The following is a 25414-nucleotide window of genomic DNA, read 5'->3' as shown; positions in this document are numbered from 1 at the left end:
TATATTCGTCTCCGTGGAGTATCTCGGATACATGCCCGACGAGGAGATCCCGGTCACCGCCGAGGCACCGGACAGTCCGTTCCGCACCACCGGCACCGACCACATGACCATCATCGGGAGCAACGAGGAAGATACGGTCGCGTTCTACCGCGACCTGCTCGGGATGCCGCTCGTGCTCCGACAGCCGAACCTCGACGACCCGTCGCAGACGCACCTGTTCTTCGACACCGGCGACGGCCGCATCCTCACGTTCTTCGTGAGCGACGACCGACCGTCGAACACCGGGCCGCAGCGCACCGGCGTCGGCGGGGTCCACCACCTCGCGTTCAGCGTCGCCCCCGACCGGTTCGAGGAGGTGGTCGACGCCATCGAGGCCGACGGCCGCGGCTACAACATCTTCGACCGTGGCATCTTCCACTCGCTGTACACCACCGACAACAACGGGCTCGTGATAGAGCTCGCCACCGACAAGTACGAGTTCCCCGACGAGCGCCGAGCCGAGGTGCTGGCGACGACCCAGCGCATCCGCGAGGAGGACGGTGCGGAGTACGCGCAGGACGAGCACATGGCGGCCGCGCTGGAGGAACTCGGCATCGAGGTCGAGAAGCACGACCTGCCCGACGCCGACAGCGGCGTCGGGGGTGTCTCGTAATCAATCCGTGCAAATAACCCCCCAAAGATAAGCCACCCACGGGTGTAGCGGTGGGTATGTACGAGGTACTGCTGGCACTCGATACGGCCGAAGAGCGCGCACGATCCCAGGCTGAGGCAGTCGTCGACCTTCCGGACGCCCCGGATTCGGTCCACGTCACCGTCTTCCACGTCTTCCGGGACAACCCCGAAGGGGCGTCGGTCACCCAGCTCGGCACGGTCCACGCGGTCCGTGACGTGCTCGACGAGGCCGGCATCGACTACTCGCTCTCGGAGTCCAGTGGGGACCCCGCCCCGGAGATTCTCGACGAGGCGGCCGACAGGGATGTCGACTGCATCTGCGTGAGCGGTCGCCGTCGGTCGCCCGCCGGGAAGGCCCTGTTCGGTTCGACGACCCAGGGCGTCATCCTCGACGCGGACCGTCCGGTGCTCGTCGCGCCGCCCCAGGACAAGTAACGCCGCCCGCGGACCCGGTTCTCGACGGAGCTCCACGACCATTGACATCTGTGCCCGATAGACTAAAATGAGTGCAGCACAGTGTGAAATATATGTCTGGGCAACGTTCACGTGCGTCCCCGGGTGGGACGGCTGACGGTGGGTCATCGACCGTCGTCAGGACGGACGGGGTGCGTGTGGCAAAGAGCCTCTCCGACGACGCCGCGGCCATCCCGGTCATCAGGTACGAGATCGAGTCGACGACCGACGCTGCGGTCGCCGTCTCCCTGCGGGACACGATGCCGCCCGGTATCGACGCGGACGACGTGGGCTTCCACGCCGACTACGAGGCCGACCGCTGGCAGAAGCGTGGCGACGGCGTGGAGTTCCGCTGTCCGCTCGGGCCGAACGACCGGGTCGAGACGGTGGTCGGGCTCCGCACCGGGTCCGTCCCCGACCCCGACGCGTTCGCGACGGAACCGGAGCTCACGGTCCTCGGTGCCGACGGGAGCCGGACGACCTCGTCCGGGGCGAGTGTCGGCGGGGAATCCGACGGGGCGTCCGGGGCCGAGGAGCCGACGCTGACCCCCGACGAGGAGCCGGCGGACTGGGAGCGCGGCATGGACCTCTCGTCCATCGAGCGGTCGTTCGGGGACCAGGACACGACCGACGCGAGCCCCGAGAACGACGCGGCGGCCGACGCGTCTGATTCCGGCTCCGCCGCCGAGGCGGACGACGAGCTGCCGACGCTCGACCTCGAGGAGCCCGCCGCTGCGGGACCCTCGACCGGTGACCAGAACGCGCCCTCGGACGAGGAATCGACCGACACCGCCACCGGGTCCGAGAGTGACGACGGTTCGGCCACGAACGGCCCCCGCCTCGACGCCGACGACGACGTGGTCGGCGCGCTCGTCGCGGCGTTCCGGGACGACCGCGTCGACGAGGCGGACCGCGAACTGCTCCGCAACGAGCTGAACCTGGAGCTCACGGATTCGACCTCCTCGTTCGTCGACCATCTGCAGTCACGCGCCAAGCGCAAGCGCGACCAGCTCACGGAGGAGCTGGACGGACTGGAGGACAGCATCACCGACCTGTACGGGCTGAAGGCCGACGCGAGCACCGTCGCGAACGTCGAGGAACGCCTCGACAACCTGCAGGACACCGCTGCCGAGGCCGAGCGGGTCCAGACGCTGGCGGCGTCACTGCGCGACCTCGACGAGCGCGCCGCGTCCGAGTCGACGCTGGCCGACGTGGTCGACCGACTGGACGACCTCGCGGACGACGCAGCCCGGGCGGACGACCTCGAACGCGTCGCCGAGGCCGCCCGTGAACTGGAGGAGCGCAAGGCGGAGGAGCGCGACGTGGCCGCACTGGAGCGCTCGCTGGCGTCCGATATCGAGATGGCCCGCGACGACCTCGAGTCGGCTATCGACGCGAACCGGACCGGGCTCGACGAGCGCATCGACGAGGTCGTCGAGACACACGCGACGACCTCGGAGCTGAACGAGCTCGAAGGCCGCGTCGCGAAGCTCCGCGAGCGGGTCGCGGAACTGGAGGAGTACGCCGCTGCCGCGGCGGACCTGCGGAGCGCCGAGGACCGCTTCGACACAGCCATCTCGACGCTGGCCGAGGAGGTCGAGGCGCTGGACGAGCGCGCGGCGGCCGACGCCGACCTCACCGGGGTCGAGGAGACGCTCCGGTCGGACTACGTCACGGAGGCCGACGTGGAGTCCGTCGTCGAGACGCGGCTCGACCAGGGCGTCGAACGGTTCCTCGCGCTCGCACTCGGGAGCGGCGCGCTCATCTCGAGTGTCACGGTCGGCGCGACCACCAGCCTGACCGCGGCCGGTGCCGTCGCGGGCGTCGGCGTCCTGCTGCTCGCCGTCTGGTGGTTCCTCGGTCGCCAGCGCACCGACCCCGAGCACGTCGGGGTCTGAGGCCGGTCGGTATCGTGTGTGAGGAGGTAACGGCGTCAGCGGGTGGAGGGAGTGAACGTCAACGGGTGGAGGGAGTGGCGAACACCGCCCGACGGTCCGGGAGGAGCGTCCACCCGTGTTCAGGCACGCTGGAGGTCGACGCAGGGCTCGAACCCACCGCCGACGACCGTCTCGGCGTCCACCGCGCGTCGTTCGTACTCGGTCCGTTCTCGCTCGGAGAGCGTGTCCCACCGGTCGCAGAGCCGACGGTTCGCCGTCGAGAGCGGGCCGCGCTCGTCGGCCACGAGCGCCTCGTTGAGCGCGACCGCGACCGCGGCGGGTGTCGACCGGGCGAGGCAGGCCTCGCGTGCGGCGTCGCCGTTGACGCTCTCGCCGGTCGGGGCCTCGACGTCGACCCGCTCGCTCAGTCGGTCGCGGAACCACACCTCGCGCCCGGAGAGCGGGAGCCGCTCGACCGCCACGCGCGGGTCGCCGATCCAGGCGGGGAACTGGGGCGCGCGACGGTAGGCGTCGCCGAAGCCACCGATGCGGTCGGTGCAGTCCGTACTGAGCAGGTCGTAGCACGGCTCGCAGACGGCGACGAGGTGGCGCAGCGCCCAGCTGTCCTCGGTGTCGTCCGCGACACTGAACAGGTACGCGACCTCGCCGTCGTCGGCGCTCCCGGTGTCGATCCGCGTCGCGCAGCGGCCGCAGCGGTCGCCGTAGAACTCGACGACGGCCCGACGGCGCGCGCCGAAGTCCGGCGGGGCGTCGCGACGGCCGGTGCCGGGGTCGGCGACGCCGTCGTCGTACGCCGGTTCGACGTCGAAGCGGTGAGACAGGTAGCTGCGGTCGTCGACCAGGTGGGCGAGGTTGTAGGGTGCGTGCGCTGCGTCCGTCTCGAAGGTGAACTCGGTCATGGGTTCGTGGAGTCGGGTCTGGGCGGTCGAGCTGCGGTACCCCCACGCGTGGTCACGGTCCAGCGACTGCGCTGGCGGTGGGACACGCGCTACCGGCCGTGGCCGGCGAGTAGAGACGGTCAGCGAGAAACCGGCGTACCCGTGACCGTGGTCGACGGTCGATCGCCGTGTGCGGCGAACCGGTGGTCGCCACCAGTGCGAGCCTCGTTCCGCACGACGTGGGTACGCGTCATGTGTCCCGATATTCACAGTACGGGGTATTAAAATTTTCTATCGCCCACTTATATTACTTATAAGAGACTGAGTTCAAATAGTTCTCCGGATTTCTGGATGTCCATACAGTTCGCCCCGTCCGGCGAAAGAAACAAGTAAATCGTGGTATAGTTTCCACCGATGAACGAGCCAGTCATCGTGGACGCCGTGCGGACGCCGTTCGGGAAGCGCGACGGGGCCTTCCGGGACACCCACCCGCAGGACCTCGCGGCGGTCCCGCTCCGGGCGCTGGAGGAACGCAACGGGTTCGACCCCGCCATCGTCGACGACGTGGTGTACGGCTGTGTCACGCCGAAGGGCGACCAGGGGTCGAACATCGGCCGCATCGCCCCGCTCGTGGCGGGATGGGGTGAGGAGATACCCGCCGACGCCGGTCCGGGGGCGTCCTACGAGGGCCGCCACGGCCCGCCGGGGGTCCAGCTCAACCGGATGTGCGGCTCCGGCCAGCAGGCCATCAACTTCGCCGCCGGGCAGGTCGCGGCGGGCTTCCAGGACGTCGTCGTCGCCGGCGGCGTCGAGCACATGACCCGCGAGCCGATGGGCTCCGACGGCGGGTCGATGACCGAGACCTACCGCGAGCAGTACTCGGAGCTCGTCCCCCAGGGCGAGTCCGCCGAACGCATCGCGGGGACGTGGGGCTTCGACCGGGCCGACCTCGACGAGCTCGCCGTCGACTCGCAGCGCCGCTGGGGCGAGGCCTGGGAGGCGGGCCGGTACGACTCGCAGGTCGTCCCCGTCGAGACGACGCTCGACGGCGAACCGATCACGGTCGAACGAGACGGCCACGCCCGGCCCGGCACCGACATGGACACCCTGGGCGGGCTTCCGCTCGCCTTCCGCGAGGAGGGCGAGGGCGTCATCCACGCCGGCAACAGCTCGGGCATCGTCGACGGCGCGGCCGCGACCCTGGTGTGCTCGCGCGAGGTCGCCGAGGCGAACGGCTGGGAGCCGATGGCCCGCATCGTCGCACAGGAGGTCGTCGGCGTCGACCCCGTGATGATGCTCACCGGCCCCATTCCGGCCACGCAGCAGCTGCTCGAATCGGAGGACATGACGGTCGACGACGTGGACATCTTCGAGGTGAACGAGGCGTTCGCGAGCGTCGTCGCCGCGTGGCTGGAGGAGACCGGCGCGCCGTGGGAGCGCACGAACGTCAACGGCGGGGCCATCGCCCACGGGCACCCGCTCGGCGCGACCGGCGCGGCGCTCGTCACGAAGCTCGTCCACGAACTGGAGCGCACCGGCGCGGAGACCGCGCTCTCGACGATGTGCATCGGCTTCGGGCAGGGTATCGCGACGCTCATCGAGCGGGAGTGACGCGGCGACAGGCCGGCTCAACCCTCACCAGTCGATGACGTGACGGTCCCGCCAGAACCGCCCCGATGGGCTGCCCGGTCGGAACGTCGCCAGCCAGACGGGTGTGTCCGCACCCTCTGCGGGGCTCCGGCTCGCACCCGGCCCAACCATGTCGGTGCGGACCCAGCCGGGACAGACCGCGTTGGCGAGCAGGCCATCGTCCCCGTACTCGCCGTGGAGGGACGCCGTCAGCCCGTTGAGCCCCGTCTTCGAGATTCGATACGGGGCGCTCCCCCCGGACATCCCCTCGCCCAGCGCGCCCATCCCGGAGGAGAGGTTGACGACGCGCCCGCCCGGTCGGTCGAGCAGCAGCGGCAGGGCGAATCTCGTGAGGATGGTCGGCCCGCGCAGGTTCACGTCGAACACGGCGTCGATGTCCCGGGGTTCGAGCCGGTGCAGCACCGCGGAGGGGCCACCGATGCCAGCGTTGTTCACGAGCACGTCGAGTCGCCCCGCCTCCTCGTCGATTCGCTCGACCGCGGTCCGCATCGACTCGTCGTTCGTCACGTCGAGTTCGACCGGGTGAAGGTCGTCGGCCGTCACGTCGTTCGGCCGTCTCGCTCCGGCGTAGACGGTCGCGTCGAGTTCGGCCAGCTCGGCCGCGATCTCGGCCCCGAGGCCACGGTTCGCGCCGGTGACGAGCGCGACCTGTCCGTCGAGGGAGTCGTACCGGTCGATGTCCATGCAGGAGACAGGGGCCACGGGGGCTAAACGCTCCCGCCGGAGGTGGCGGTCGCTACCTGCTGAACTGCTCGAAAGAGAAGAACCGCCGAGTCAGGCGAGTCGCGCGAACGCGAGCGTGCCGGAGATGTTCTTGATGTAGATCTGGACCACGTCGCCCTCCTGTGCGCCGGGGACGAAGATGGTGTACTTGCCCTTCTCGGCAACACCGTCGCCCTTGCGGCCGGTGCCCGTGATCTTGACCTCGTAGGTCCGTCCCTCCTCGACCTCGTCGGGGTTGACGTTGGCGCTGCTGGGGGACTTGCTCTTCGAGACGGGCTGGAAGGCACCGCAGGCCTCACAGCGCAGCATGTCGACGCCGTCCTCGGTCACGAGGCGGGTGTCGGGCAGGCCGCACTCGCCGCAGGTGACGTACTCGTCGATGTACTGCTGGATGGCCGCGTCGAAGTCGGAGACGGAGAACGAACCGTTGTAGCGCGCCCGGTTGCCGTCGAACTGGCCGTTGGTCCCGAGTTCGCGCTGGATGGTCCGGTGGAGGTGCTGGGAGTCCCGCGAGAGGGCGTCCGCGATGGCCTGGAGGTTGGTGAGTCGTGTGAACGCGCCGTCGGTCTCGCCGGCCGGGTCGGGGATGGAGAGTCGGCTGCCCGCGTCCTGTGGCATGTCGGGGAGATCTGCGTGTGCTCGCTCGAGAAGTGTCTCGTATTCCATACACGCTGGAGGTGTTGGGCGCGTTTCAACCTTCGGATACTGAAATCGGTGGTGGTTCACCGGTTCCAGGGTGTCTGAGGCGGTTCCGCGACAGTTTCCGTCGATCTACCTGCGGTGCTCGACGGCGACGTTCGCCGACCCGCCACCGGGGAGCCCGTGGAGCAGGTCGACACCGGTGACACGCCCGGAGAACGTGAGCCGCGACTCGTAGGTACACACCGGCTGGTCCTCGCAGGGCTCGCAGTCGGTGTCGGGTCCGGTCGGTTGGACCGGCGCGACCTCGACGATGGCCTCCCCTCGCTCGCGCTCGTCCTCGGACGTGAACACGCTCAGGTTCACGTCGTCGCAGAGCGTGTGAGAGAGGAGTTCGCCGGAGACGACGACCGCGTCCGAATCGGCGAACCGCACCGAGGCATCGTTCGCCGGGTCGGCGACGCACCGGCGTTCCGGGACGGTCGTGTCGGCGTCCTCGATGCCGAAGCCGTCCCCACTCAGACAGCCTGCCAGCGGGGCCACACCACAGAGCGCAGACAGTACCTGGCGACGCTCCATACGCTGATGTCCGGAGAACGGGTCATAAGACTGCCTGTTCTGTCGGTGGGTGGTTCGGGAGGTGCGGAGCTCGGAGACACCGTCGAGCAGCAGGTGCTTAACCGTCGGGGACCGATACCCCGACGATGACAGACCCGGACCCCGTCGCGGCCGCGATCGCCGACGCCGACGAGGTGGTCGCGCTGACCGGCGCGGGCCTCTCGACGGCCTCCGGCATCCCCGACTTCCGGAGCGAGGGCGGCCTCTGGGACGAGTTCGACGAGCGGGCGTTCACCATCGGGCGCTACCGCGCACAGCCCGCGCGGTTCTGGAGCGACTGGCTCGACCTCCACGGGCACTTCTTCGACAGCGAGGTCGCGCCGAATCCGGCCCACGACGCGCTCGCCCGGCTGGAGTCCGGAGGGCACCTCGACGCGCTGCTCACGCAGAACGTCGACGGGCTGCATCTCGAAGCCGGCTCCGAGTCCGTGGTGCACCTCCACGGAACCGGCACCCGGGCGACCTGTCCGGACTGTGGGACGTCCATCCCCGTCGAGGCGGCCCGCGACCGCGTGGAATCGGGCGAGGATGCGCCGACCTGTGACTGCGGCGGCGTCTACAAGCCGGACACGGTCCTGTTCGGCGAGCGGCTGCCAGGGACCGCCCTGCAGGAGTCGAATCGGCGGGCGGAGACGGCCGACGTGTTCCTCGCCGCGGGCTCCTCGCTCACGGTGGACCCGGCCAGCCTCCTCCCCGATACCGCGCTCCGGAACGGCGCGACGCTCGTCGTCGTCAATCTCGACCGGACGAGGTACGCGGGGCGTGCGGACCACGTGGCCCGCGAGCCCGTCGAGGAGTTCCTGCCGGCGGTCGCGGACCGGGTGGCCGAGCTGGACGACCGCGGCGACGAGCGAACCCGTCAGTAGCTGTAGTTCACGACCGTCGTCCCGCCGTCGTCGAGGACGTAGACGGTGTCGCCGGCGTTGTTCCAGACGGGTGAGCTCGACCCCCAGTAGAGGTCGGTGCTCGTATCGGAGCCGGAGCCGGTGTGCAGCGTGACCGTCGCGCCCGCGTCGAGGCTGAAGCCGGACGGGAAGTCGTAGTGGGTGCTGGCCGCGTCCTCGACGGCGTAGCCGGTGAGGTCGATGGCCGAATCGCCGGGGTTCGTGAACACGACGTACTCGTCGTTCAGGTTGTCGTACTCGCTGCCGGCGGCGTCGGCGTGGACCGAATCGACGGCGATGCTGCCGCCGGTGCCGCCGCCGCCGTCGGTCTCGTCGAAGCCATCGCCGGCGTACGTTCGAGAGAGCACCGTCGCGGCGGCGTCGTCGAGCAGGTAGACGGTGTCGCCGGTGTTGTTCCAGACGGGCGAGCCCGAGCCCCAGTAGAGGTCGGTGCCGGTGTCGGTGCCGGAGCCGGTGTGCAGCGTGACCTGTGCGCCGGCGTCGAGCGTGACCCCGGACGGGACGGTGTAGTCGTAGCCGGCGGCGTCCTCGACGACGTAGCCCGAGAGGTCGACCGCCGTGTCGCCGTCGTTCTGGAAGACGACGAACTCGTCGTTCAGCGTGCTCCCGTCGGCGTGGACCTGCACGACCGAGAGGTGCGTGTCGTCGGCGCTGAACGACGAGAAATAGGGGAAGGACGTGTCGAACCGGGTCGTCGTCGGGACCGTCTGGTCGCCGTCGACGTTGTCGGTGCTGTCGACGACCTGGTCGTCGTTGATGCGGAGGTCGCTGCCGAGGTCGCTTGCGAGCGAGTTGAGGTTCGACCGCGCGCTGGCGGCCGCGTTCCCGGAGCCGACGAGGACGACCGCGCCGCCGGCGTCGCGGAACGCCTTCAGCTCATCCACCTCGCTCGTCGTGAACCCCTCAGAGGGCGTGGCGACGAGGAGTGCCCGCGCGTCGTCCAGCCGGCTCTCGCTCAGGTCGTTGATCTGCTCGAAGCCGAGGCCGACGCCCTCGAGATAGCGCTGGTAGTAGGCGGCGTCCTCGCCCGCGATGGCGGAGTCGCTCGCGAACTGTCCGTGGCCGCCGTCGACGAGCACCGGGCCGCCCACGTCCGAGAGTTCGTCGAGCAGGTTCGAGAGGAACGCGAAGTTGCCGTAGCCCGAGGTGTCGACGGCGTACCCCTCGGCCTGCTCGTAGGACTCGTCGATGAGCGGCGCCCCGACGAGTGCGACGTTCGCGTCCGAATCCACGCCGACGAGCGGGATGTCGGTGTAGGTGACCGTCGGCGACTCGGTCTGGCTCGCGTTCGTCCCGGCGAGGACGGGCACACGTGCGGCGTCGATGGCCCCGGCAGCCGTCCGGACGCTGGCCGCCGTCGGGAAGAACAGCTCGCTGACGCTCCCGTTGCGTATCTCGCTGCTGGTCGCCGGGTCGCTCTGGCTCCAGACGTTCAGCCCCTCGCTCCGGGCGGCCTGCTCGGCCTGGAAGAAGCTCGCGTGGTTGGAGAAGGCCGAGGAGTAGAGCCGGGCGTAGCCCTGCTCGACGGCCCGGTAGTTGTAGAACTCGTCGCGGACCCCGTCGGCGTCGGCGTCGTAGTGGATGTACCCCAGGAGACGGTCGAACTCGTCGAAGATGCCCGCCTCTGCGTCGTCGAAGCTCACCTCGACGGTCTCGCCCGAGAGCTCGTTCTGGGCGAACGTCGTCGCTGCCGCGCCTTCGTCGGCGAGGTAGGTCAGCGACTCGATGCCCTCCCACTCCTGGGTCCGCTCGTACTGCTGGTACTGCTCCTTCTCGGGCGTGTCGATGCCGAGGATGCGGACATTCTCGACCCGACCGGAGTCGAACTGCACGTCGCAGGTGTCGCCGTCTGCCACGCTCGTCACGTCCACGACGTGGGTCGCGTCGGGGTCGATCTCCATCCCCGGCCGGTCCGCGAAGTAGCCGAAGCCGGTGTCGAACCTCGTCGTCGTCGGCTTGTAGTACGCGCCGCCGTTGTTCGTGTCGTCGGTCACCTGGTCGTCGTTGAACCGGAACGCGAGCGAGAGCGCGCTCGCCACGTCGTTCAGGTTCGCCGTCTCGTCGAAGTCGCTGTAGTCCGCCCGGTCGAAGATGAACACCGCGCCGCCGTTCGCGACGAACGACGAGAGCGCGGACTTCTCGCTCGACGTGAACGCGGTCGACGGCGCGGTGAGCCAGAGCGCGTCGGCTGACGGGAGGTCGGTGGCGAGGTCGGTCGTCGCCGCGACCGTGTAGCCGTCGTTCTCGGCGTAGTTTGCCATGTTCGAAAAGTCGTTCAGGCTGTGGTACTGGTCGTGGCCCTCGTCGTAGAGGACGCTCCCGCTCCCGCCGAGGTGGGCGTCGAAGACGTTCAGGACGAACTCCTCGTTGCCGCTGCGGAAGTTCGCCTGGTTCGAGACCAGCGTCGCGCCGAAGCCGACCACGTCCCCGTCGACGGTCACGAGGGGGATGTCCGTCGAGGCGTCGTAGTACGTCGCGTCGCCGTTGCCGTCCGAATCCTCGTTCAGCGCCGTCGTCTCGGCCTTGACGGCGATGCGGGAGTCGTCGGTGAGGTAGTTGCCGTTCGAGTCGAGCAGACTGGCAGACGAGTCGAACTCCAGCGCGTCGACCGTCGTCGCCGTCGTCTCGCGAACCTCGGCCGCCGCCCGTCGGCCGAGTGCCGTGGTCGATGTCGCCACCGTCAGCGCCGTCAGGAAGTCACGCCGTCGCATACCACACCGACAGGAGCCGATGGTGATAAACTATGGTATTTGTCGGTCGTAGTCATACTTTCCCAAACAGCGACCGACGAAGACGGAAGAATCGAAAGCGCCCGGGGGAGCCACCGACCGTCGTGCTGACGGTGGAAGGGTCTGTCAGTCCTCGGCCAACCGCGCCGTGACGACGCTGCTCGTCAGCTCCTGGAGCGTCGCCGTGACGGCGTAGGCCGGTGTCTCGACCCGGAGCCGGGAGTCCGGCGTCACGTCCGCGAACCGGACGTGGATCTCGTAGGTGCCGTCGCGCCTGACCGGGGCGGCCTCCACCCGGTCGCTCCCGACGTGATGCGCCACGACCATCTCGCCGGCGTAGCGCGGTCGCGTCCGACCCTCGATGCGGTACAGAGTGCGGTTCGACGCGTCCGCCCCGACGACGGGGTAGGACTGGTCGACCCACTCGAAGAACCCCTCGTCGATGACGTAGACGTTCTCGTAGCCGGCCGACTGGAGCTCCGCCGCCCGCATGGAGGAGAGGTGATGCGGACAGCCACAGTAGCAGACGATGCGCTCGTCGGTCGCCCAGTCGCCGACGAAGGTGTCGTCGATTTCGGTCCCGACCGGACTCGCGACCGCGCCCAGGATGTGCGACTCGCGGTACTGGCTCAGCCCCCGGGCGTCGGCGATGCGAGCCTCCTGCCGGGCCCACCAGTAGTGGACGTCCCCGATTGGTGCGAGCTGGATCTGCTCGCCCTCGATTTCGAGGGTCTCGTAGCTCGACGTGTCGATGTCACGCGCCGCCGGGACGGCGTCCGGTTCGGGTGCGAAGCCGTCGGTCGGGTTCGGGTCGCCGGGGTTCGCGGTCACCTCCCGCGGCGAGCCCGACGACCCGCCGGATTCGGTCCCGTCGCCACCGATCTCCTGTGGCGTGTTCGTGTCGGTCCCGCCACTGGTCTGCGTCCGGGCGTCCGTGGCTGTCGCGGGGGCTGGTTCACCGTCGTCACCACGGCCGAGACAGCCCGCGAGGCTCCCCAGTGCGAGGGTACCTGACGTGAGCAACGCGCGTCGTTTCATATCAGCCCCGTTCTGCCGAAACAAAAAATGCGTTCCGGTTAGTGATTACCTATCACACCGGTCGGGTGTCGCGGCACGCGACCGTGGCGTCAGCTGGTACGTAGGGCGGATTCGTCGATGTCGTCGACGGCGTCGTAGCCGGCGAGCGCGACCGTCAGGTCGAGGTCCGCGAGGAAGTTCTCGCAGACGCTCGCGACGCCGTCCTCGCCGGCGAGCCCGAGCCCGTACACCCAGGGACGCCCGAGCGAGACCGCATCCGCCCCGAGCGCGAGCGCTACCACGGCGTCCGCGCCGCGGCGGATGCCCGAGTCGAAGACGACGGTGGCGTCCTCGTCCACGGCCTCGACGATTCGAGGGAGCTGGTCCAGCGCGGCGACGGCGTTGTCCACCTGTCGGCCGCCGTGGTTCGAGACGACGACCCCCTCTGCACCGTGGTCGAGGGCCGCTCTCGCGTCCTCGGGGTGGAGGATACCCTTCGCGACGACCGGGAGGTCGGTTAGCTCCGCAATCCAGCCGAGGTCGCCCCAGATGAGCGTCGCGTCGGAGAACACCTGCACGAACTCCTGAGCGGCGGCGCGGGGGTTCTCCTCGGGCGGCTGGTCGAGGCGGTCGCGGAACACCGGGTCGCTGGTGTAGTTCGCGATGCCGTCGCCGTCGAGGAACGGGAGGAACCCGCGGTCGAGGTCGCGCTCGCGCCAGCCGAGGTGGGGCGTGTCGAGCGTGACGACGATGGCATCGTAGCCCGCGTCCTCGGCACGCTCGACGAGGCTCCGGGTGAGGTCGCGGTCCTCGCTGGCATAGAGCTGGAACCACTTCGGGGTGTCACCGAGCGCCTCGGCGACGTCCTCCAGCGGCTCCGAGGCCTGCGTCGAGCAGACGTACGGGACGTCCCACCGTGCCGCCGCGCGGGCGCTCGCGATGTCGCCGTCCTCGTGGATGATTCCCTGCGCGCCGATGGGGGCGAGCAGGACGGGGACCGCGAACTCCTGGCCGAGCACGGTCGTCGAGAGGTCCCGTGTCCCAGTGTCACGCATCACTCGCGGGACGATGCGGTAGTCCTCGAACGCCCGCCGGTTGGCCCGCATCGTGGACTCGCCGCCGGCCCCGCCGGCGACGTAGTCGTACGCCCGGCCGTCCAGCTCCTCCTCGGCGTGCTCCGCAAGCCGGTCCGGGTCGACGGGGATGTCGGGGACGTTCCCGGTGAGCATCCCGGTCGTGTAGACCGTCGTCTGGCGGTGTCGACCGTACGGTGTCGAAGCGTCCTCGTCGTCGGTCATAGGGGCAGCATCGGCTGGTCGTCGCTTCAGTCTAGGGGCCCTGACGGGTCGTGGACGGCCTACACCGGACCGGGCGAGCCGTCGCCGAAGCCGTCGTCCCGGTCGTCGTCAAAGCCGTCGTCCCGGTCGTCGCCGAAGCCGTCGGCGTCTTCGTCGAACCCGCCCGGACCGTCGTCGTCCGGGGTAGCGCCACCGGAGCCGCCCTTCTCCGCCGGCCGCCGGTCCGCGACGAGGTCGTAGTCCGGCAGGAGGTCACCGAGGACGAGCAGCGCGTGGTAGCGGTGGTACGACTCGATGGGAACCAGTACGACGGCCCAGACGGCGAACAGCGCGACGAGGTAGACGGCACCGACCACGACGAACGTGGCGACCGCGAGCAGGCCCGGTGCAGCCGGGAGGACCGCCAGCACGCCGAACACGAAGAGGGCGGCCGGGACGAGCAGCACGAGTGCGGTCACGCCGAGGACCATCGTGGCTGCGGTCCCGGTCACGAGCCGGATGACGTAGTTGATGACGGCGAATCCGATGTACTCCACCGTCTCGTCCGTGAGCGACGGCCAGAGGGTCCGCCAGCCGTCGAGGACGCCGCAGTCGTCGGCGAGCATCACCGGCACGACGAAGACGCTCGTGAACCCGTTGACGATGCCGACGACGAACGCGAGGATGAAGACGAGCGGGACCGCGGCCAGCAGCAGGATGATGCCGAGTTCGAACCCGCCACCGAGCAGGACGGGGAACAGGAACGCGGCGACGACGGCGAGGACGACCAGCAGCATCGGCAGACTCACCGCGAGGCGGAAGCCGAACAGGCGGAGCCCGCGCCGCCAGTACTCGCCGATGTCGCGTCTGATCCGGACCTCGCCGCCGACGAGCGCCTCGACGAAGACGAACTCCATGATGGCACCGAGGGCGCCGAACAGGAGGAAGAACCCGAGGATTGCGACGACGAGCCCGCCGGCGACGAGGAGCAACTCGCCGTCGGTCAGGCCAAACCCGGGTCCGCCACCGCCGCCACCGCCATCGCCGCCGGTCGACCCGGCGAAATTGAACGCGTAGGACGGGAAGCCTGCGCCGCCGCCGACGAACAGCGTGACGAGCGCGAGCTTGAGCCAAAGCCACATGTCGACGGGGAACAGCAACCCCTTCGTCACGTCGATCGCGTCGTCGAGTTCGTCTACTGCGTGGAGGGACATGCCACAGAGATTCGGAGGCACCACCATAGATGTACCGGAAAGCCGACAGGAGTCGGCGTGTCGACCCGGAACACGTTTCCGCCGACCGCCCGTGGTCACGACCACTCGATGGCAGACGTACGACGGATACAGGTGTCCGGTGGGTCGGACGGCAGCGCCGAGGGCGGCAACAGCGCGTACCTGCTTCCAGACAGGGGTATACTCGTCGACCCCGGACCACCGACCGAGTCGGCGTGGGACCGCCTCGTCGACGGCATCGCGGACGCCGGGCTCGCTGTCGAAGATATCGAACACGTCCTCGTCACACACTGGCACGCCGACCACACCGGGAACGCGGCGAGACTCCGCGAGGCCGCCGACGCGACCCTCGCCATGCACGAGCGGGACGCACCGCTCGTCGGCGACTACGCGGCCGAGCGCGAGCGCCGACTGGAGCGCGACGCCGCGACGCTCGAACGCTGGGGGGTCCCCTCGGAACAGGTCGCGTCGCTGGTCGACTTCGACAGCCCCTCGCCGGTGCCCGACGAGGTGCCCGTGCGGGAACTCGCCGACGGCGACACCGTGGCGGGCGTGGACGTCCTCCACACACCGGGCCATACCGCCGGACACGCTGCCTTCGTCGTCGACGACGTGGGATTCGTCGGCGACGCCATCTTGCGGACCTGCACGCCGAACGTCGGCGGCGGCGACACCCGACAGAGCGACCCGCTGACGGCCTACCGCCGGACCCTCTCGCGGCTCGAATCGCGGGTCGAACTGGCCCGTCCCGGCCACGGCGAGTCGTTCCCGCTCGCGCCGCGCGTCGCGGAACTGCGCGCACATCACCGCGAACGCTCGGGCCGCGCGCTCGCCGCGCTCGCGACGGTCGAACCGGCGACGCCGTGGGCGCTGGCCGAGGAGCTGTTCGGCGAGATGGCGGGCTACCACGTGAAGTTCGGAGCCGGCGAGGCGTTCGCCCACCTCGAACAGCTCCGGAACGCGGGGCTCGTCACCCGGGTCGAGGACGACCAGCTGGCGTACGAGACGGTCGACAGCGACGTCGGTCAGGACGACGTCGCGACGGCGTGGAAGCCGTCGACGGACAGGGCCTCGCGGACCCGCTGAGGAGCGCCCCGCTTCCGCGACCCGAACCACGAAGGGACCGGGCCACGTGGTGCCGGTATGCCAGCAGCAGTCGTCACGGGCTCCTCACGAGGTCTCGGTCGAGCAATCGCGCTTCGCTTCGCCAGCGATGGCTACGACGTCGCGGTGAACTACCACTCCAGCGAGGACGCCGCCGCGGAGGTCGCAGACGCCGTCCGCGAGCGCGGGCAGGACGCCGTCGTCGTCGGCGCTGACGTGTCGGACCCCGACGCGGCCTCGCGCCTCGTCGAGACCGCGGCCGACGCGTTCGGCTGCGTCGACCACGTCGTCAACAACGCCGGCATCGACCAGCACGTCTACACCGAGTCGCTCTCGCCCGCCGACTTCGACCGCATCATGGACGTGAACGTCAACTCCGCGTTCAACGTCACGAAGGCCGCACTCCCGTATCTGGAGGCGTCCGACGACGACCCCTCCGTGACGAACGTCTCCTCCATCCTCGCCCACACCGGCGCACCCATCGAGTGCCACTACGCCGCCTCGAAAGGTGCCCTCATCTCGCTGACCCGGAGTCACGCGGGCGACTTCGCGCCCGACATCCGGGTGAACGCCATCGCACCCGGACACATCGAGACGGACATGACCGCCGACCGCACGCCCGAGGAGAAGGCCGAGGAGATGGCGGGGATCCCCGTCGGCCACTTCGGGGAGCCCGGGGACATCGCGGAGGCCGCGGCCTACCTGCGGGACGCGACGTTCGTGACCGGGGAGACGCTGAACGTGAACGGTGGCGAACGGATGGGCTGAGATTTCGTGGCGTTTCGAGGGCTGACGCCCCGCGCACCGCTCGCAGGGTCTCGCCAGCCGCGCGCCACAGCAACCGGTGGCGAAAATCCAGTGCGTCTACCGGTTCCGGTACGCCCGCAGCCCGGCCTCCAGCCGGTCGAAGCCCTCGTGGAGCCGTGCTTCGGAGTTGGCGAACGAGAGCCGGAGCTTCCCCTTCCCGGTGTCGCCGAAGCCGCTGCCGGGCGCGAGGACGACGCCGTGCTCGCGCAGGAGGAACTTCGCGAGGTCGAGGTCGTCCTCCACGTCCGGGTCGAGGAAGGCGTAGAACGCACCCTCGGGTCGCGGCGCGGTGAGGCCGTCGATGGCGTCGATGCGGTCGACGACGAGGTCGCGGCGCGACTCGAAGGCGTCGTACATGTCGTCGACGGGTTCCTGCGGGCCGGTGAGCGCGGCGATGGCGGCGTGCTGGGCGATGGTCGAGGCGCAGGCCGTCGTCGACTCGTGGGTCTTGATGACCTCGTCCACGAGATGTGAGTCCCCGGCGAGCCAGCCGAGCCGCCAGCCCGTCATCGCGTAGGTCTTCGAGCAGGAGCCGACCGTCAGGACGTGGTCCGGGTGGCCGGTGTGTGCGGCGATGCCCGTCGGCTCGCCGTCGTAGGTCAGCCCGAGGTACACCTCGTCGGCGATGACGTAGGCGTCGTGCTCGGCGGCCGCGGCGACGACCGCGCGGCACTCCTCGGGAGCGAACACGCGCCCGGTCGGGTTCGACGGGGTGGTGAGGACGACCGCGGCGGTCTCCTCGGTCATCGCGTCGATGACCCGGTCGGCGTCGAGCGCGTAGCCGTCCTCGGCGGGCATCGGCACCTCGACGAACTCGCCGTCGGCGAGGGTGGCCTGTGTCTCGTAGTTCGGCCACGTCGGTCCCGGGACGACGAGCTCCTCGCCCGGGCCGACCGTCGCGAGCACGGCGAGGTGGAGCGCCTCCATCCCGCCGACGGTGACGCAGATCTCGCTCGGATCGTGGTCGACGCCGTAGCTGTCGCGCATCGTCTCGGCGATGGCGCGACGGCACTCGGGCAGACCGGCGTTCGCGGTGTAGTGGGTGTGGCCCGCGCGGGCGGCGTCGCTGGCGGCGTCGACGACGTGTGCCGGCGTGTCGAAGTCCGGTTCACCGACCTCCAGTCTGACGAGGTCACCGTCGTGGCGCTCAGCAAGATCGAACATCACCCTGATACTCGACCGCTCTACCGCCCGCACGCGTTCCGTTGGGCCTACCATACCTCGGGATGCACTGGAACCGTGAAAAGCGATTGGGAGCCGGCGGTCCGGACGCGGCGGTGTGGCGGCCCCGGCCTCAGAGCTCGTCGAGCCGGTCGGGGGCGTCAGGGTCGTGCCCGGTCAGGACCGTCGCGTCGTGGCGTCGCCGCAGGTCGGCGAGCCGGTCGAGGCTGTCGAACCACGCGGCCTTGTTCCAGAGCAGCGAGCCGTCCATCGGCCGGCGGTCGTCGACGTTCTCGTCGACGAAGCCCACGTCGCCCGCCAGAATCACGGTGTCCGCCTCGCGGTGGATGACCGTCGCGACGAGCCCAGGGGAGTGTCCGGGCAGGTGGACGAGGTCGACGTCGCGGAAGGGTGTGGCGCGCTCGCCGGAGACGAGCCGCCAGTCCAGGTCGTGGTCGAAGTCAGGTGCAAGGTAGGCGGCGTCGCCCGCACCGGTCTTCGCACTCAGGTACGCGAAGCTGAACTCCGCGCGGTGGACGTAGACCGGGACGTCGGTGCCCGCGAACGCGTCCAGGCCGCCAGCGTGGTCTAGGTGGAGGTGGCTCTGGACGACGGCGTCGACGTCGGCGAGGTCGAAGCCTGCGGCGTCGAGGTCCTCACGCAGGGGTCGCAGGCCCTCGTGGGTGAACGCGTCGTACATCGCAGCGGGCCAGTGACCGTCGGCCGCATCGGGATGCGAGCCGGTATCCCAGAGTATGGTCGCTTCCGGATGCTCGACGACGACGTTGTAGACGGGGCACTCGACGCGGTCGTGGGTGGGCGAGGGGTCCGATGCGGTTCCCAGCCCCACGTCCTCGAACAGGTAGCCCCCGTCGACGACGAGCCGGCCCCGCCGGACCGGTGTGAGCGAGATGTCGGCCATGGCGTCTGTCGGTGTGCCAGCGCCGTCAAACCCCGGGACGTGAGGACGGGGGCGGGTCGCCGGACACGTGGCCGACGCGTTCCGGCACCGATTTTTAGCCCCACGCCCTCGGTCGGAACATGTTGGACGGATTCGAGCACGCGGCGGGGGCCCACTGCGGCTCCACGTCGCTGACCGACGTGGCGACGTACCGGCGGTGGGGACTCTCCGAGCCGATGTGCTTCGGTATCGGCGCGGGACTCGGCTTCAGCTACATCGAGTCCGAGGAGGGACCGTCGAAGCAGTTCGTCGGGCGCACGCCGTGGCTGGAGACGGCATTCTTCGAGCACCTGGACGTCACCGTCGAGCGGGATTCGGGCCAGCCCTTCGAGGCGGCGTGGGACGACGTGACCGCACACCTCGACGCCGGCCGGCCGGTCCTGTTGTTCGTCGACATCTTCTACCTCCCCTACTACGACTCCGACGTCCACTTCAGCCCGCACGTCGTCGTCGCCGTCGACTACGACGAGGAGTCGGTGACGCTCGCCGACAGCGAGCACGACGACCTCAAGCGGCTCTCGCTCGAGAACCTGCGTGCTGCGATGGGCTCCGAACACGGCTTCTTCGGCGAGCTGACGAACGACTGGCTGGTCGCGGTCGACGACCCGAGCCGGTCTGTCGCCGACGCCGCCCGGGACGGCCTCCGGACGACCGCGCGGGCGATGCTCGACCCGGACTCGATGACCTGGAAGGGCGACGCGACCAACGGGCTCGACGGCCTGCGCGCGTTCGGCCGCTCGCTCCCCGACTGGCCCGACCTGCCCGACGCCGACTGGTGTACCCGCTTCGCGTACCAGAACGTCGAGAAGCGCGGGACCGGTGGGAGCGCGTTCCGCGGACTGTTCGCGCCCTTCGTCGAGGAGGTCGCCCCCGAACTCGATGCGGTGGACGACGAAGTCGTCGCCGAGGTCCACGGTATCGACGACGACTGGGGCACCGTCGCCCAGCATCTGAAGCAGGCCGGCCTCGCGGACGACCCGGACGAGAGCCAGCGCGCCTACGACGCCGCGAGCGACGCCGTCCTGGCGGTCGCCGACCGTGAGGAGGCTCTGTACGAACGCCTGCTCGACCGGCTCTAGCTCGCCTCGCGCTGGGCCTCGACGGTCTCCTGAAGGTCCCGAACGCGCTCTTTGACGACCGTGATGACGTCGCCCATGTCGGCCCCGCCGTCGTCGCGCTCCTCGTCCGGGTGGCCGAAGTAGTACGGCTTCGCCGGCTCCAGCTCCTCGACGAGCTTGAAGTTCACCACCGCGCCGACGACGAGCGCGGGGAACAGCAGCCAGCTCGGCAGGAGGACGACGAGTACCACCGTCAGGGGAGCGTAGGCGAAGTACGCCAGGAGCTTGAACTCCGGTCTGTTGACGACGATGTTCTCCGCGTAGGCCCAGACACCGAACAGGCCGAGGACGAGCCCCAGGTCCAGATAGAGCCCGGTCCAGATGGAGGACTCCCCGGAGACGAGCACGTGGACGAACACCGCCATCGCGCCGGTGAACGGCGTCACACGGTTGACGTAGGTCTTCTCGATGGCGATGCCCCCCAGCAGCAACAGGAGCTGCGCGAGGGGGACACCGAGCCACCAGGGGAGGTTCTCGGCGACGACGAGTGGTATCAGTTCGCCCACGTGGAACTCGTCCGTAACTGGGTTGCACCCGGTATCAAGATTTCTGCCGAACAGCGACGTCTCGACCAGTCTGTCTGTGGATTTTACAGATTCGTGAGTAACTGTAGAACGACAGATAATTAAAAGTAAATATCTATGATTAATTCTGTATGTATTCACATACGGAAAGTAAGTGAGGGTGTGTCGGGAGCAAGACGACACCAACGGCACCACGACCTCTCCTTTAGACTCATCACCCAGACCGTCGACGAGTTCTTCGAGCACCACGAGAGCGAGGCCATCCTCGACCAGATCGCCATCAAGCAGTTCCACCGACTGGACGGCATGGACGAGGAGTGGGCCGAGGAGTTCGAGCTGAACCACGCGCAGATGCGGTTCGTCCAGAACGCCGTGCCGGGCAACGAGGATACCGGGTTCTCCGAGGCGCTGCTCGGCGTCGACGGCGAGTGGCGCGGCATCGAGATCCACGCGATCCCGAAGGAGACGGAGGTCATCGACTTCGAGCCCGCCAGTACCGACCGCGAGGAGCTCCCCGGCGCAGGCGCGTCCGCGGACGAGCGGGAAGCCGAGGAACTCAGCGAGAGGTTGGCCGAACGCGCCGGGGAGCGGGCCTCGTCGTCGGAGTCCGCGTTCGAGTTCGGCGGTGCCACCCCGGAAAGCTAGGTGCGTTCTCCCGGTCCGGATCTACCGCCCACCTGTTCGAAACGCATCGTTCGATGCCTCGTCCGTCGCCAGTACGCCACGGCTCGTTCGATGGCCGGCAGCGTGACAGGTCGGACTGTCTGACCGAGACGGAAGGTAACGGTCGGTTCGCCTCGGTAGCGACGCCATAACGGGGTTACCTGTGTGAATGGATAACAGTATGCTTTATAACCTCCGGGTCGTTACGACAGGACAACATGAAGCGACGGCACCTGCTCGGAGCCTGCGCTGGCGCGGCGTCCCTTCTGGGCGGGTGTGTCAGCAAGGTGCAGGTGCCGACGGACGACGACCCCGGCAGACGTCGGAGCAACCCGGTCGACCGTGGTGATCTCGTTCGACCGCAGGACGACTCCCTCCGGCGCGTGGAGGACCTGCCGCTGGTCTCCCTGAAGCGCGCTCCGGCACCGCCCGAGGGCGAACCTCAGCCCGCGGCGTCGCCGTCGGACGGCGGCGAGCTCACCGTGACCGACGAGTACTGGCGCAACCGGACCCACGTGAAGTCCTACAGCATCGACGGGCTGGAGGTCGAGGTGTACCCCGACCAGCCCGTCGGCGACTCCGACGTCGGGAAGCTGTACGTCGCGCTGATGGAGTACCCCCGACAGCAGGTGATCGCCGAGGCGACGAGCGAGCGCTTCCAGCGGTCCCAGCGGCGACAGTCCATCACCGTCGACTTCGACCTGTCGACCGCGCCGCGGAACGAACGCCTGCAGTACGTCGTCTTCCTGCTGCCGGGCGACGCGGACATCGACGACGTCGACGCCGACCGGACGGAGTTCGTCATGGAGACGGACCCGTTCGTCGTCTACTCCGGCGAGCAGCGGATCCGACGCGCGCCGAGCCAGGAGGAGCCGGGCGAGTCACACGGCAGCCGCTACGGCCGGACGCCCATCGAGGGCGCGTACCTGCTGACGCTGAACGGTCGGACGGCGGGGCGCGACTGGGAGGTGAACATGCTCGCGTTCAAATCGGCCCACGAGCAGTCGTGGCGTCGGTCGCGGGGCCGCGCCAGGGACGAGTACGTCACCGTCGAACTCGTCAACGGGACGGCGAACGAGCTCGCGACACTTCTCAAGGAGGAAGCCGAGTCGAACGGGGCGACGAGCGAGCACGCGAAGGTGGAGTTCGCGGTGGACTTCGTCCAGTCGCTCCCGTACGCGTTGGACAGCGTGAGCGCCGGTTTCGACGACTACACGAAGTTCATGCTGGAGAGCCTGGTTGACGGCCAGAACGACTGCGAGGACACTGCAATCCTGCTCGCGGCCGTGCTCGAGGCACCGGCGTTCAACAAGGACGCCGTGCTCATCCAGCCGCCAGGGCACATGGGTGTCGGCATCTGGGGGCCCGATATCGAGGGGTTCAGGTACCACCACGAGGGCCGGACCTACGCCTACATCGAGACGACGAACCCCGGCTGGAGCATCGGCGACATCCCAGAGGTGTACCAGGGCGAACGCGCCGAGATCCACCAGGTGTAGCCGACCCCCACGGAAAGATACAGGTAGCCCGGGTGAAAGTATCCGCGCAGGACGGGTATGAGCGAGACGAAAGAGATTCTACTGGGAGAGACGGTTGACGGGGCGGCCGTGGAGGTACCCGTCGTGGAACTGCTGACCGGGCGTGGCTTCGTGACGGGCAAGTCCGGCTCGGGGAAGTCGAACTCGGCGAGCGTCATCGCCGAGGAGCTGCTGGAGGCCGGGTTCCCGCTGCTCATCGTCGACACGGACGGCGAGTACTACGGCCTGAAGGAGGAGTACGAGCTGCTCCACGCCGGGGCCGACGAGGAGTGCGACATCCAGATCGCACCCGAGCACGCCGAGCGGATGGCGAACCTCGCGCTGGAGGAGAACGTCCCCATCATCCTCGACGTGTCGGGCTACCTGGACGAAAGCGAGGCGAACGAGCTCATCCTCGAGACCGCGAAGCACCTGTTCGCGAAGGAGAAGAAGCTGAAGAAACCGTTCCTGCTGGTCGTCGAGGAGGTCCACGAGTACATCCCGGAGGGTGGCGGGATGGACGAGACGGGCAAGATGCTCATCAAGATCGGCAAGCGAGGCCGCAAGCACGGGCTGGGCATCGTCGGCATCAGCCAGCGACCGGCCGACGTGAAGAAGGACTTCATCACACAGGCGAACTGGCTGGTCTGGCACCGCCTCACCTGGGAGAACGACACGAACGTCGTCGGTCGGATCCTCGGCAGCGACTACGAGGAGCGCGTGACCGAACTCGACGCAGGCCAGGCCTTCGTGATGTCCGACTGGGCCGACGGGCAGGTCCAGACGGTGCAGTTCCGGCGCAAGCGCACGTTCGACGCCGGCGCGACACCCGGTCTGGAAGATTTCGAACGGCCCGAGCTGAAGTCGGTCAGCGACGCGCTGGTGGACGACCTGGAGGAGATCAGCGAGGAGAAGTCCCACCGCGAGAACCGCATCCTCGAACTCGAGGCCGAGGTGGAGAAGAAAGAACAGCGCATCGAGACGCTGGAGGAGGAGCTCGAACGCGCGAAGGACATCTCGAACGCCGCGAAACAGATGGCCGACGCCGTCGCGGGCAACACCGGCATCGAGACGCCCGGCGAGCAGTCGACGCTCCCCACCGGCGACGACAGCGACGTGTCCGAGGACGGCGACGAGGAACAGACCAACGCCGAGGTCGAGGCCGAGCGCAACCAGCTCCGGCGACGGGTGCGCGAGCTGGAGGGCGAGGTCGAGCGACTGGAGAAACGCAACGAGAGCCTGCGCGAGGAGGCCAATTCGTTGCGGGAGGGCGACGTCGACGCCGACGTGGTGCAGGACCAGCGGGACCGCATCGCGTTCCTCGAGATGGCCGTCGACCAGCTCCAGCGGCGGCGCTCCGGGCGGGGAGACGAGGCGACGAGCACCGCGACGGCGGACAGCCTCGACGCGACAGCGGACGTGACGGAACTCGTCGAGACGGAGCCAATCGCGGAGCGGGTCGAGCGAGCCATCCGGGAGGCGGACTGCAACGAACGCTACACCTGGGAGGTCGTCACGGTGCTCGGCGAGAAGGCTCCGATGACGGTGGACGACCTCGCGACGTTCGTCGACACCGGAAGCGACCGCATCCAGAGCGCGCTCACCGAACTGCGGCGCGAGGGCGTCGTCGCCCGCGAGAAGTCGACCGGCGAGTACCGGCTCGACGGGTCCTCGATCCGCTCGGTCGTCGCCACGGCCCGTGAGCGCGAGGCGGTCGCGTCACTGACGGGGAGCGAGGAGCGCAGTCGGTAGTCGACGGCCCGCCGTCAGCGGTCGGCGGCCAGTCGCAGGAAGTTCTCGTACACCCGCGTCGCATCGACGTCGTCGAACTCGTGACCGCCGTCCTCCCAGCCGAAGTCGGCCACGAGTCGGTCGCGGTGAGCGGCGGTGAACTCGGGGTGGAACTGCACCGTCCACAGCGGTGCCTCCCGGTGTCGCGTGCCGAACACGTGGCAGTGCTCGGCGGACGCGACGACATCGAGCCCGTCGCCCGCCTCGGTGACGGCGTCGCCGTGGACCGCGGGGACGACCGGGTCGACGCCGTCGAACAGCGGGTCGTCAGCGAACTCGACGTCGACCAGCGTCGCGGTCGTGCCGAGGTGCTCGACGGTGCCGCCGAGGGCAGCGTTGACGAGCTGGTGGCCGAAGCAGACGGCGAGCGTCGGAATCTCGCGGTCGAGGAGTTCGTCGACGAGCGCCATCTCGTCGGCCATCCAGGGGTGGTCGTCGGCCTCGTACACGCCGGCGGTGCTGCCAGTGAGGACGACGGCGTCGACGCCGTCGAGCGAGGGGCTGTCGCCGTCCGGGTACCGGACGACGCGGGGGGCTTCGAACTGCGCGAGCAGCGCCTCCTCGTGGTACTCGGCGTCGGGGTCGACCTCGTTGCGGACGACGAGGACGGTCTGGTCGGACATCTACGCGATGGTGCCCACGTCGTCGATGGGCATCACGGAGTAGTCGACGGAGAGGATGTCCTTCGTGGCGCGGATCTTCCCGACGAACGTCGAGATGTCCGTGAGGCCCCCTTCGAGGATGAACAGTTCCATGCAGTAGTGGTCGCCGACGTGGTTGTGGACGTTCGAGGCGACGAGGTCCTCGTACTCGTGGCGGAGGTTCATCATCCGGTGTTCGACCTTCGAGGACTCGTAGTCGAACAGGACGGTGACGACCCCGATGAGCTCCCTGTCCTCCAGTTTCTTGTCCTCGAACTCGCCGAGCAGGTTCCGGGAGGCCTCGCGGACGACCTCGCTCCGGCCCGTGTAGCCGTGTTCGTCCGCGAACTGGTCGATACGCTCGAGTAACTCCTCCGGCATGGAGACGCTGACGACAGTCATGTATTAACGAATATGCCCAGATATATTAAGAAGT

Annotated in this window: 23 protein-coding genes and 1 pseudogene; 11 read left to right on the top strand and 13 right to left on the bottom strand. The window is 68.9% G+C overall.

What is annotated here, in order from left to right:
• Window positions 1-31: 31 nt before the first annotated feature.
• The 3 genes from NOW55_RS03010 to NOW55_RS03000 all read left to right on the top strand — a co-directional run bounded on the left by NOW55_RS03010 (window position 32) and on the right by NOW55_RS03000 (window position 3023).
• A complete protein-coding gene (locus tag NOW55_RS03010) occupies window positions 32-652 on the top strand; it encodes a VOC family protein (RefSeq protein WP_256398581.1) in 621 nt (206 codons plus the stop codon).
• A gap of 56 nt (window positions 653-708) precedes the next feature.
• Window positions 709-1107 carry a universal stress protein gene (locus tag NOW55_RS03005; protein WP_256398580.1) on the top strand — a complete coding sequence of 133 codons (399 nt, stop codon included), beginning with the start codon at window positions 709-711 and terminating at the stop codon, window positions 1105-1107.
• A gap of 176 nt (window positions 1108-1283) precedes the next feature.
• The gene (locus NOW55_RS03000; RefSeq protein WP_256398579.1) at window positions 1284-3023 is read left to right on the top strand and encodes a coiled-coil domain-containing protein; all 1740 of its coding nucleotides are present in this window, start codon (window positions 1284-1286) and stop codon (window positions 3021-3023) included.
• A 119-nt stretch (window positions 3024-3142) separates the two neighbouring features.
• Here the strand turns inward: NOW55_RS03000 and NOW55_RS02995 are convergent, their stop codons facing one another.
• Entirely contained in the window at window positions 3143-3922 is a 780-nt protein-coding gene (locus NOW55_RS02995; protein WP_256398578.1) for a hypothetical protein, read from the bottom strand.
• Between the two features lie 393 nt (window positions 3923-4315).
• Here NOW55_RS02995 and NOW55_RS02990 point away from each other — a divergent pair, with 393 nt between their 5' ends.
• Window positions 4316-5512 (top strand): thiolase family protein, encoded by a 1197-nt coding sequence (locus tag NOW55_RS02990; protein ID WP_256398577.1) that lies wholly within the window; start codon window positions 4316-4318, stop codon window positions 5510-5512.
• 24 nt (window positions 5513-5536) lie between these two features.
• On the opposite strand, the gene NOW55_RS02985 is transcribed toward NOW55_RS02990, so the two are convergent.
• The 3 genes from NOW55_RS02985 to NOW55_RS02975 all read right to left on the bottom strand — a co-directional run bounded on the left by NOW55_RS02985 (window position 5537) and on the right by NOW55_RS02975 (window position 7492).
• Window positions 5537-6235 (bottom strand): SDR family NAD(P)-dependent oxidoreductase, encoded by a 699-nt coding sequence (locus tag NOW55_RS02985; protein ID WP_256398576.1) that lies wholly within the window; start codon window positions 6233-6235, stop codon window positions 5537-5539.
• 90 nt (window positions 6236-6325) lie between these two features.
• A complete protein-coding gene (locus NOW55_RS02980) occupies window positions 6326-6940 on the bottom strand; it encodes a translation initiation factor IF-2 subunit beta (RefSeq protein ID WP_256398575.1) in 615 nt (204 codons plus the stop codon).
• 105 nt (window positions 6941-7045) lie between these two features.
• Entirely contained in the window at window positions 7046-7492 is a 447-nt protein-coding gene (locus NOW55_RS02975) for a hypothetical protein (RefSeq protein WP_256398574.1), read from the bottom strand.
• Window positions 7493-7617: 125 nt separating this feature from the next.
• On the opposite strand from NOW55_RS02975, the gene NOW55_RS02970 reads away from it, so the two are divergent.
• On the top strand, window positions 7618-8397 hold the full coding sequence (locus NOW55_RS02970) for a Sir2 family NAD-dependent protein deacetylase (protein WP_256398573.1): 780 nt from the start codon (window positions 7618-7620) through the stop codon (window positions 8395-8397).
• Here the strand turns inward: NOW55_RS02970 and NOW55_RS02965 are convergent.
• The 4 genes from NOW55_RS02965 to NOW55_RS02950 form a co-directional block, all read right to left on the bottom strand.
• Complete coding sequence (locus tag NOW55_RS02965; RefSeq protein ID WP_256398572.1) at window positions 8391-11147, bottom strand: lamin tail domain-containing protein; 2757 nt, start codon at window positions 11145-11147, stop codon at window positions 8391-8393. The two genes, NOW55_RS02970 and NOW55_RS02965, sit on opposite strands and share 7 nt — an antisense overlap.
• A gap of 144 nt (window positions 11148-11291) precedes the next feature.
• Window positions 11292-12203 carry a rhodanese-like domain-containing protein gene (locus NOW55_RS02960; RefSeq protein WP_256398571.1) on the bottom strand — a complete coding sequence of 304 codons (912 nt, stop codon included), beginning with the start codon at window positions 12201-12203 and terminating at the stop codon, window positions 11292-11294.
• A gap of 89 nt (window positions 12204-12292) precedes the next feature.
• Window positions 12293-13480, bottom strand: a complete 1188-nt coding sequence (locus NOW55_RS02955) for an alpha-hydroxy-acid oxidizing protein (protein WP_256398570.1) — start codon at window positions 13478-13480, stop codon at window positions 12293-12295.
• Window positions 13481-13539: 59 nt separating this feature from the next.
• A complete protein-coding gene (locus NOW55_RS02950; RefSeq protein ID WP_256398569.1) occupies window positions 13540-14673 on the bottom strand; it encodes a DUF7544 domain-containing protein in 1134 nt (377 codons plus the stop codon).
• 108 nt (window positions 14674-14781) lie between these two features.
• On the opposite strand from NOW55_RS02950, the gene NOW55_RS02945 reads away from it, so the two are divergent.
• Both NOW55_RS02945 and NOW55_RS02940 read left to right on the top strand, forming a co-directional pair.
• Window positions 14782-15777 (top strand): MBL fold metallo-hydrolase, encoded by a 996-nt coding sequence (locus tag NOW55_RS02945; protein WP_256398568.1) that lies wholly within the window; start codon window positions 14782-14784, stop codon window positions 15775-15777.
• Between the two features lie 57 nt (window positions 15778-15834).
• A complete protein-coding gene (locus NOW55_RS02940) occupies window positions 15835-16563 on the top strand; it encodes an SDR family oxidoreductase (RefSeq protein WP_256398567.1) in 729 nt (242 codons plus the stop codon).
• Window positions 16564-16659: 96 nt separating this feature from the next.
• Here NOW55_RS02940 and NOW55_RS02935 read toward each other — a convergent pair whose 3' ends face one another.
• Window positions 16660-17820 carry a pyridoxal phosphate-dependent aminotransferase gene (locus tag NOW55_RS02935; protein ID WP_256398566.1) on the bottom strand — a complete coding sequence of 387 codons (1161 nt, stop codon included), beginning with the start codon at window positions 17818-17820 and terminating at the stop codon, window positions 16660-16662.
• 76 nt (window positions 17821-17896) lie between these two features.
• The gene (locus NOW55_RS02930; protein ID WP_256398565.1) at window positions 17897-18685 is read right to left on the bottom strand and encodes an N-acyl homoserine lactonase family protein; all 789 of its coding nucleotides are present in this window, start codon (window positions 18683-18685) and stop codon (window positions 17897-17899) included.
• A 119-nt stretch (window positions 18686-18804) separates the two neighbouring features.
• Between NOW55_RS02930 and NOW55_RS02925 the strand changes: the two genes are divergently transcribed.
• On the top strand, window positions 18805-19803 hold the full coding sequence (locus NOW55_RS02925) for a BtrH N-terminal domain-containing protein (RefSeq protein WP_256398564.1): 999 nt from the start codon (window positions 18805-18807) through the stop codon (window positions 19801-19803).
• On the opposite strand, the gene NOW55_RS02920 is transcribed toward NOW55_RS02925, so the two are convergent.
• Window positions 19800-20348, bottom strand: a complete 549-nt coding sequence (locus tag NOW55_RS02920; protein WP_256398563.1) for a hypothetical protein — start codon at window positions 20346-20348, stop codon at window positions 19800-19802. The genes NOW55_RS02925 and NOW55_RS02920 overlap by 4 nt on opposite strands.
• 195 nt (window positions 20349-20543) lie before the next feature.
• On the opposite strand from NOW55_RS02920, the pseudogene NOW55_RS02915 reads away from it, so the two are divergent.
• The 3 genes and pseudogenes from NOW55_RS02915 to NOW55_RS02905 all read left to right on the top strand — a co-directional run.
• Window positions 20544-21011: pseudogene (locus NOW55_RS02915) on the top strand (VirB4 family type IV secretion system protein); the annotation flags it as partial.
• A gap of 236 nt (window positions 21012-21247) precedes the next feature.
• Window positions 21248-22528, top strand: coding sequence for a hypothetical protein (locus tag NOW55_RS02910; RefSeq protein ID WP_256398561.1), 1281 nt, complete (start codon window positions 21248-21250; stop codon window positions 22526-22528).
• 57 nt (window positions 22529-22585) lie between these two features.
• The gene (locus tag NOW55_RS02905; RefSeq protein ID WP_256398560.1) at window positions 22586-24298 is read left to right on the top strand and encodes an ATP-binding protein; all 1713 of its coding nucleotides are present in this window, start codon (window positions 22586-22588) and stop codon (window positions 24296-24298) included.
• Between the two features lie 14 nt (window positions 24299-24312).
• Here the strand turns inward: NOW55_RS02905 and NOW55_RS02900 are convergent, their stop codons facing one another.
• Both NOW55_RS02900 and NOW55_RS02895 read right to left on the bottom strand, forming a co-directional pair.
• Window positions 24313-24960 carry a type 1 glutamine amidotransferase gene (locus NOW55_RS02900; protein ID WP_256398559.1) on the bottom strand — a complete coding sequence of 216 codons (648 nt, stop codon included), beginning with the start codon at window positions 24958-24960 and terminating at the stop codon, window positions 24313-24315.
• Window positions 24961-25380 carry a CopG family ribbon-helix-helix protein gene (locus tag NOW55_RS02895; RefSeq protein WP_256398558.1) on the bottom strand — a complete coding sequence of 140 codons (420 nt, stop codon included), beginning with the start codon at window positions 25378-25380 and terminating at the stop codon, window positions 24961-24963.
• Window positions 25381-25414 lie beyond the last annotated feature (34 nt).

The organism is Haloarchaeobius litoreus, from assembly GCF_024495425.1.
GTDB classification, from domain to species: domain Archaea; phylum Halobacteriota; class Halobacteria; order Halobacteriales; family Natrialbaceae; genus Haloarchaeobius; species Haloarchaeobius litoreus.
Note: the sequence above shows the minus strand (reverse complement) of the source record. Positions and strands in the feature narration are given on the sequence as shown.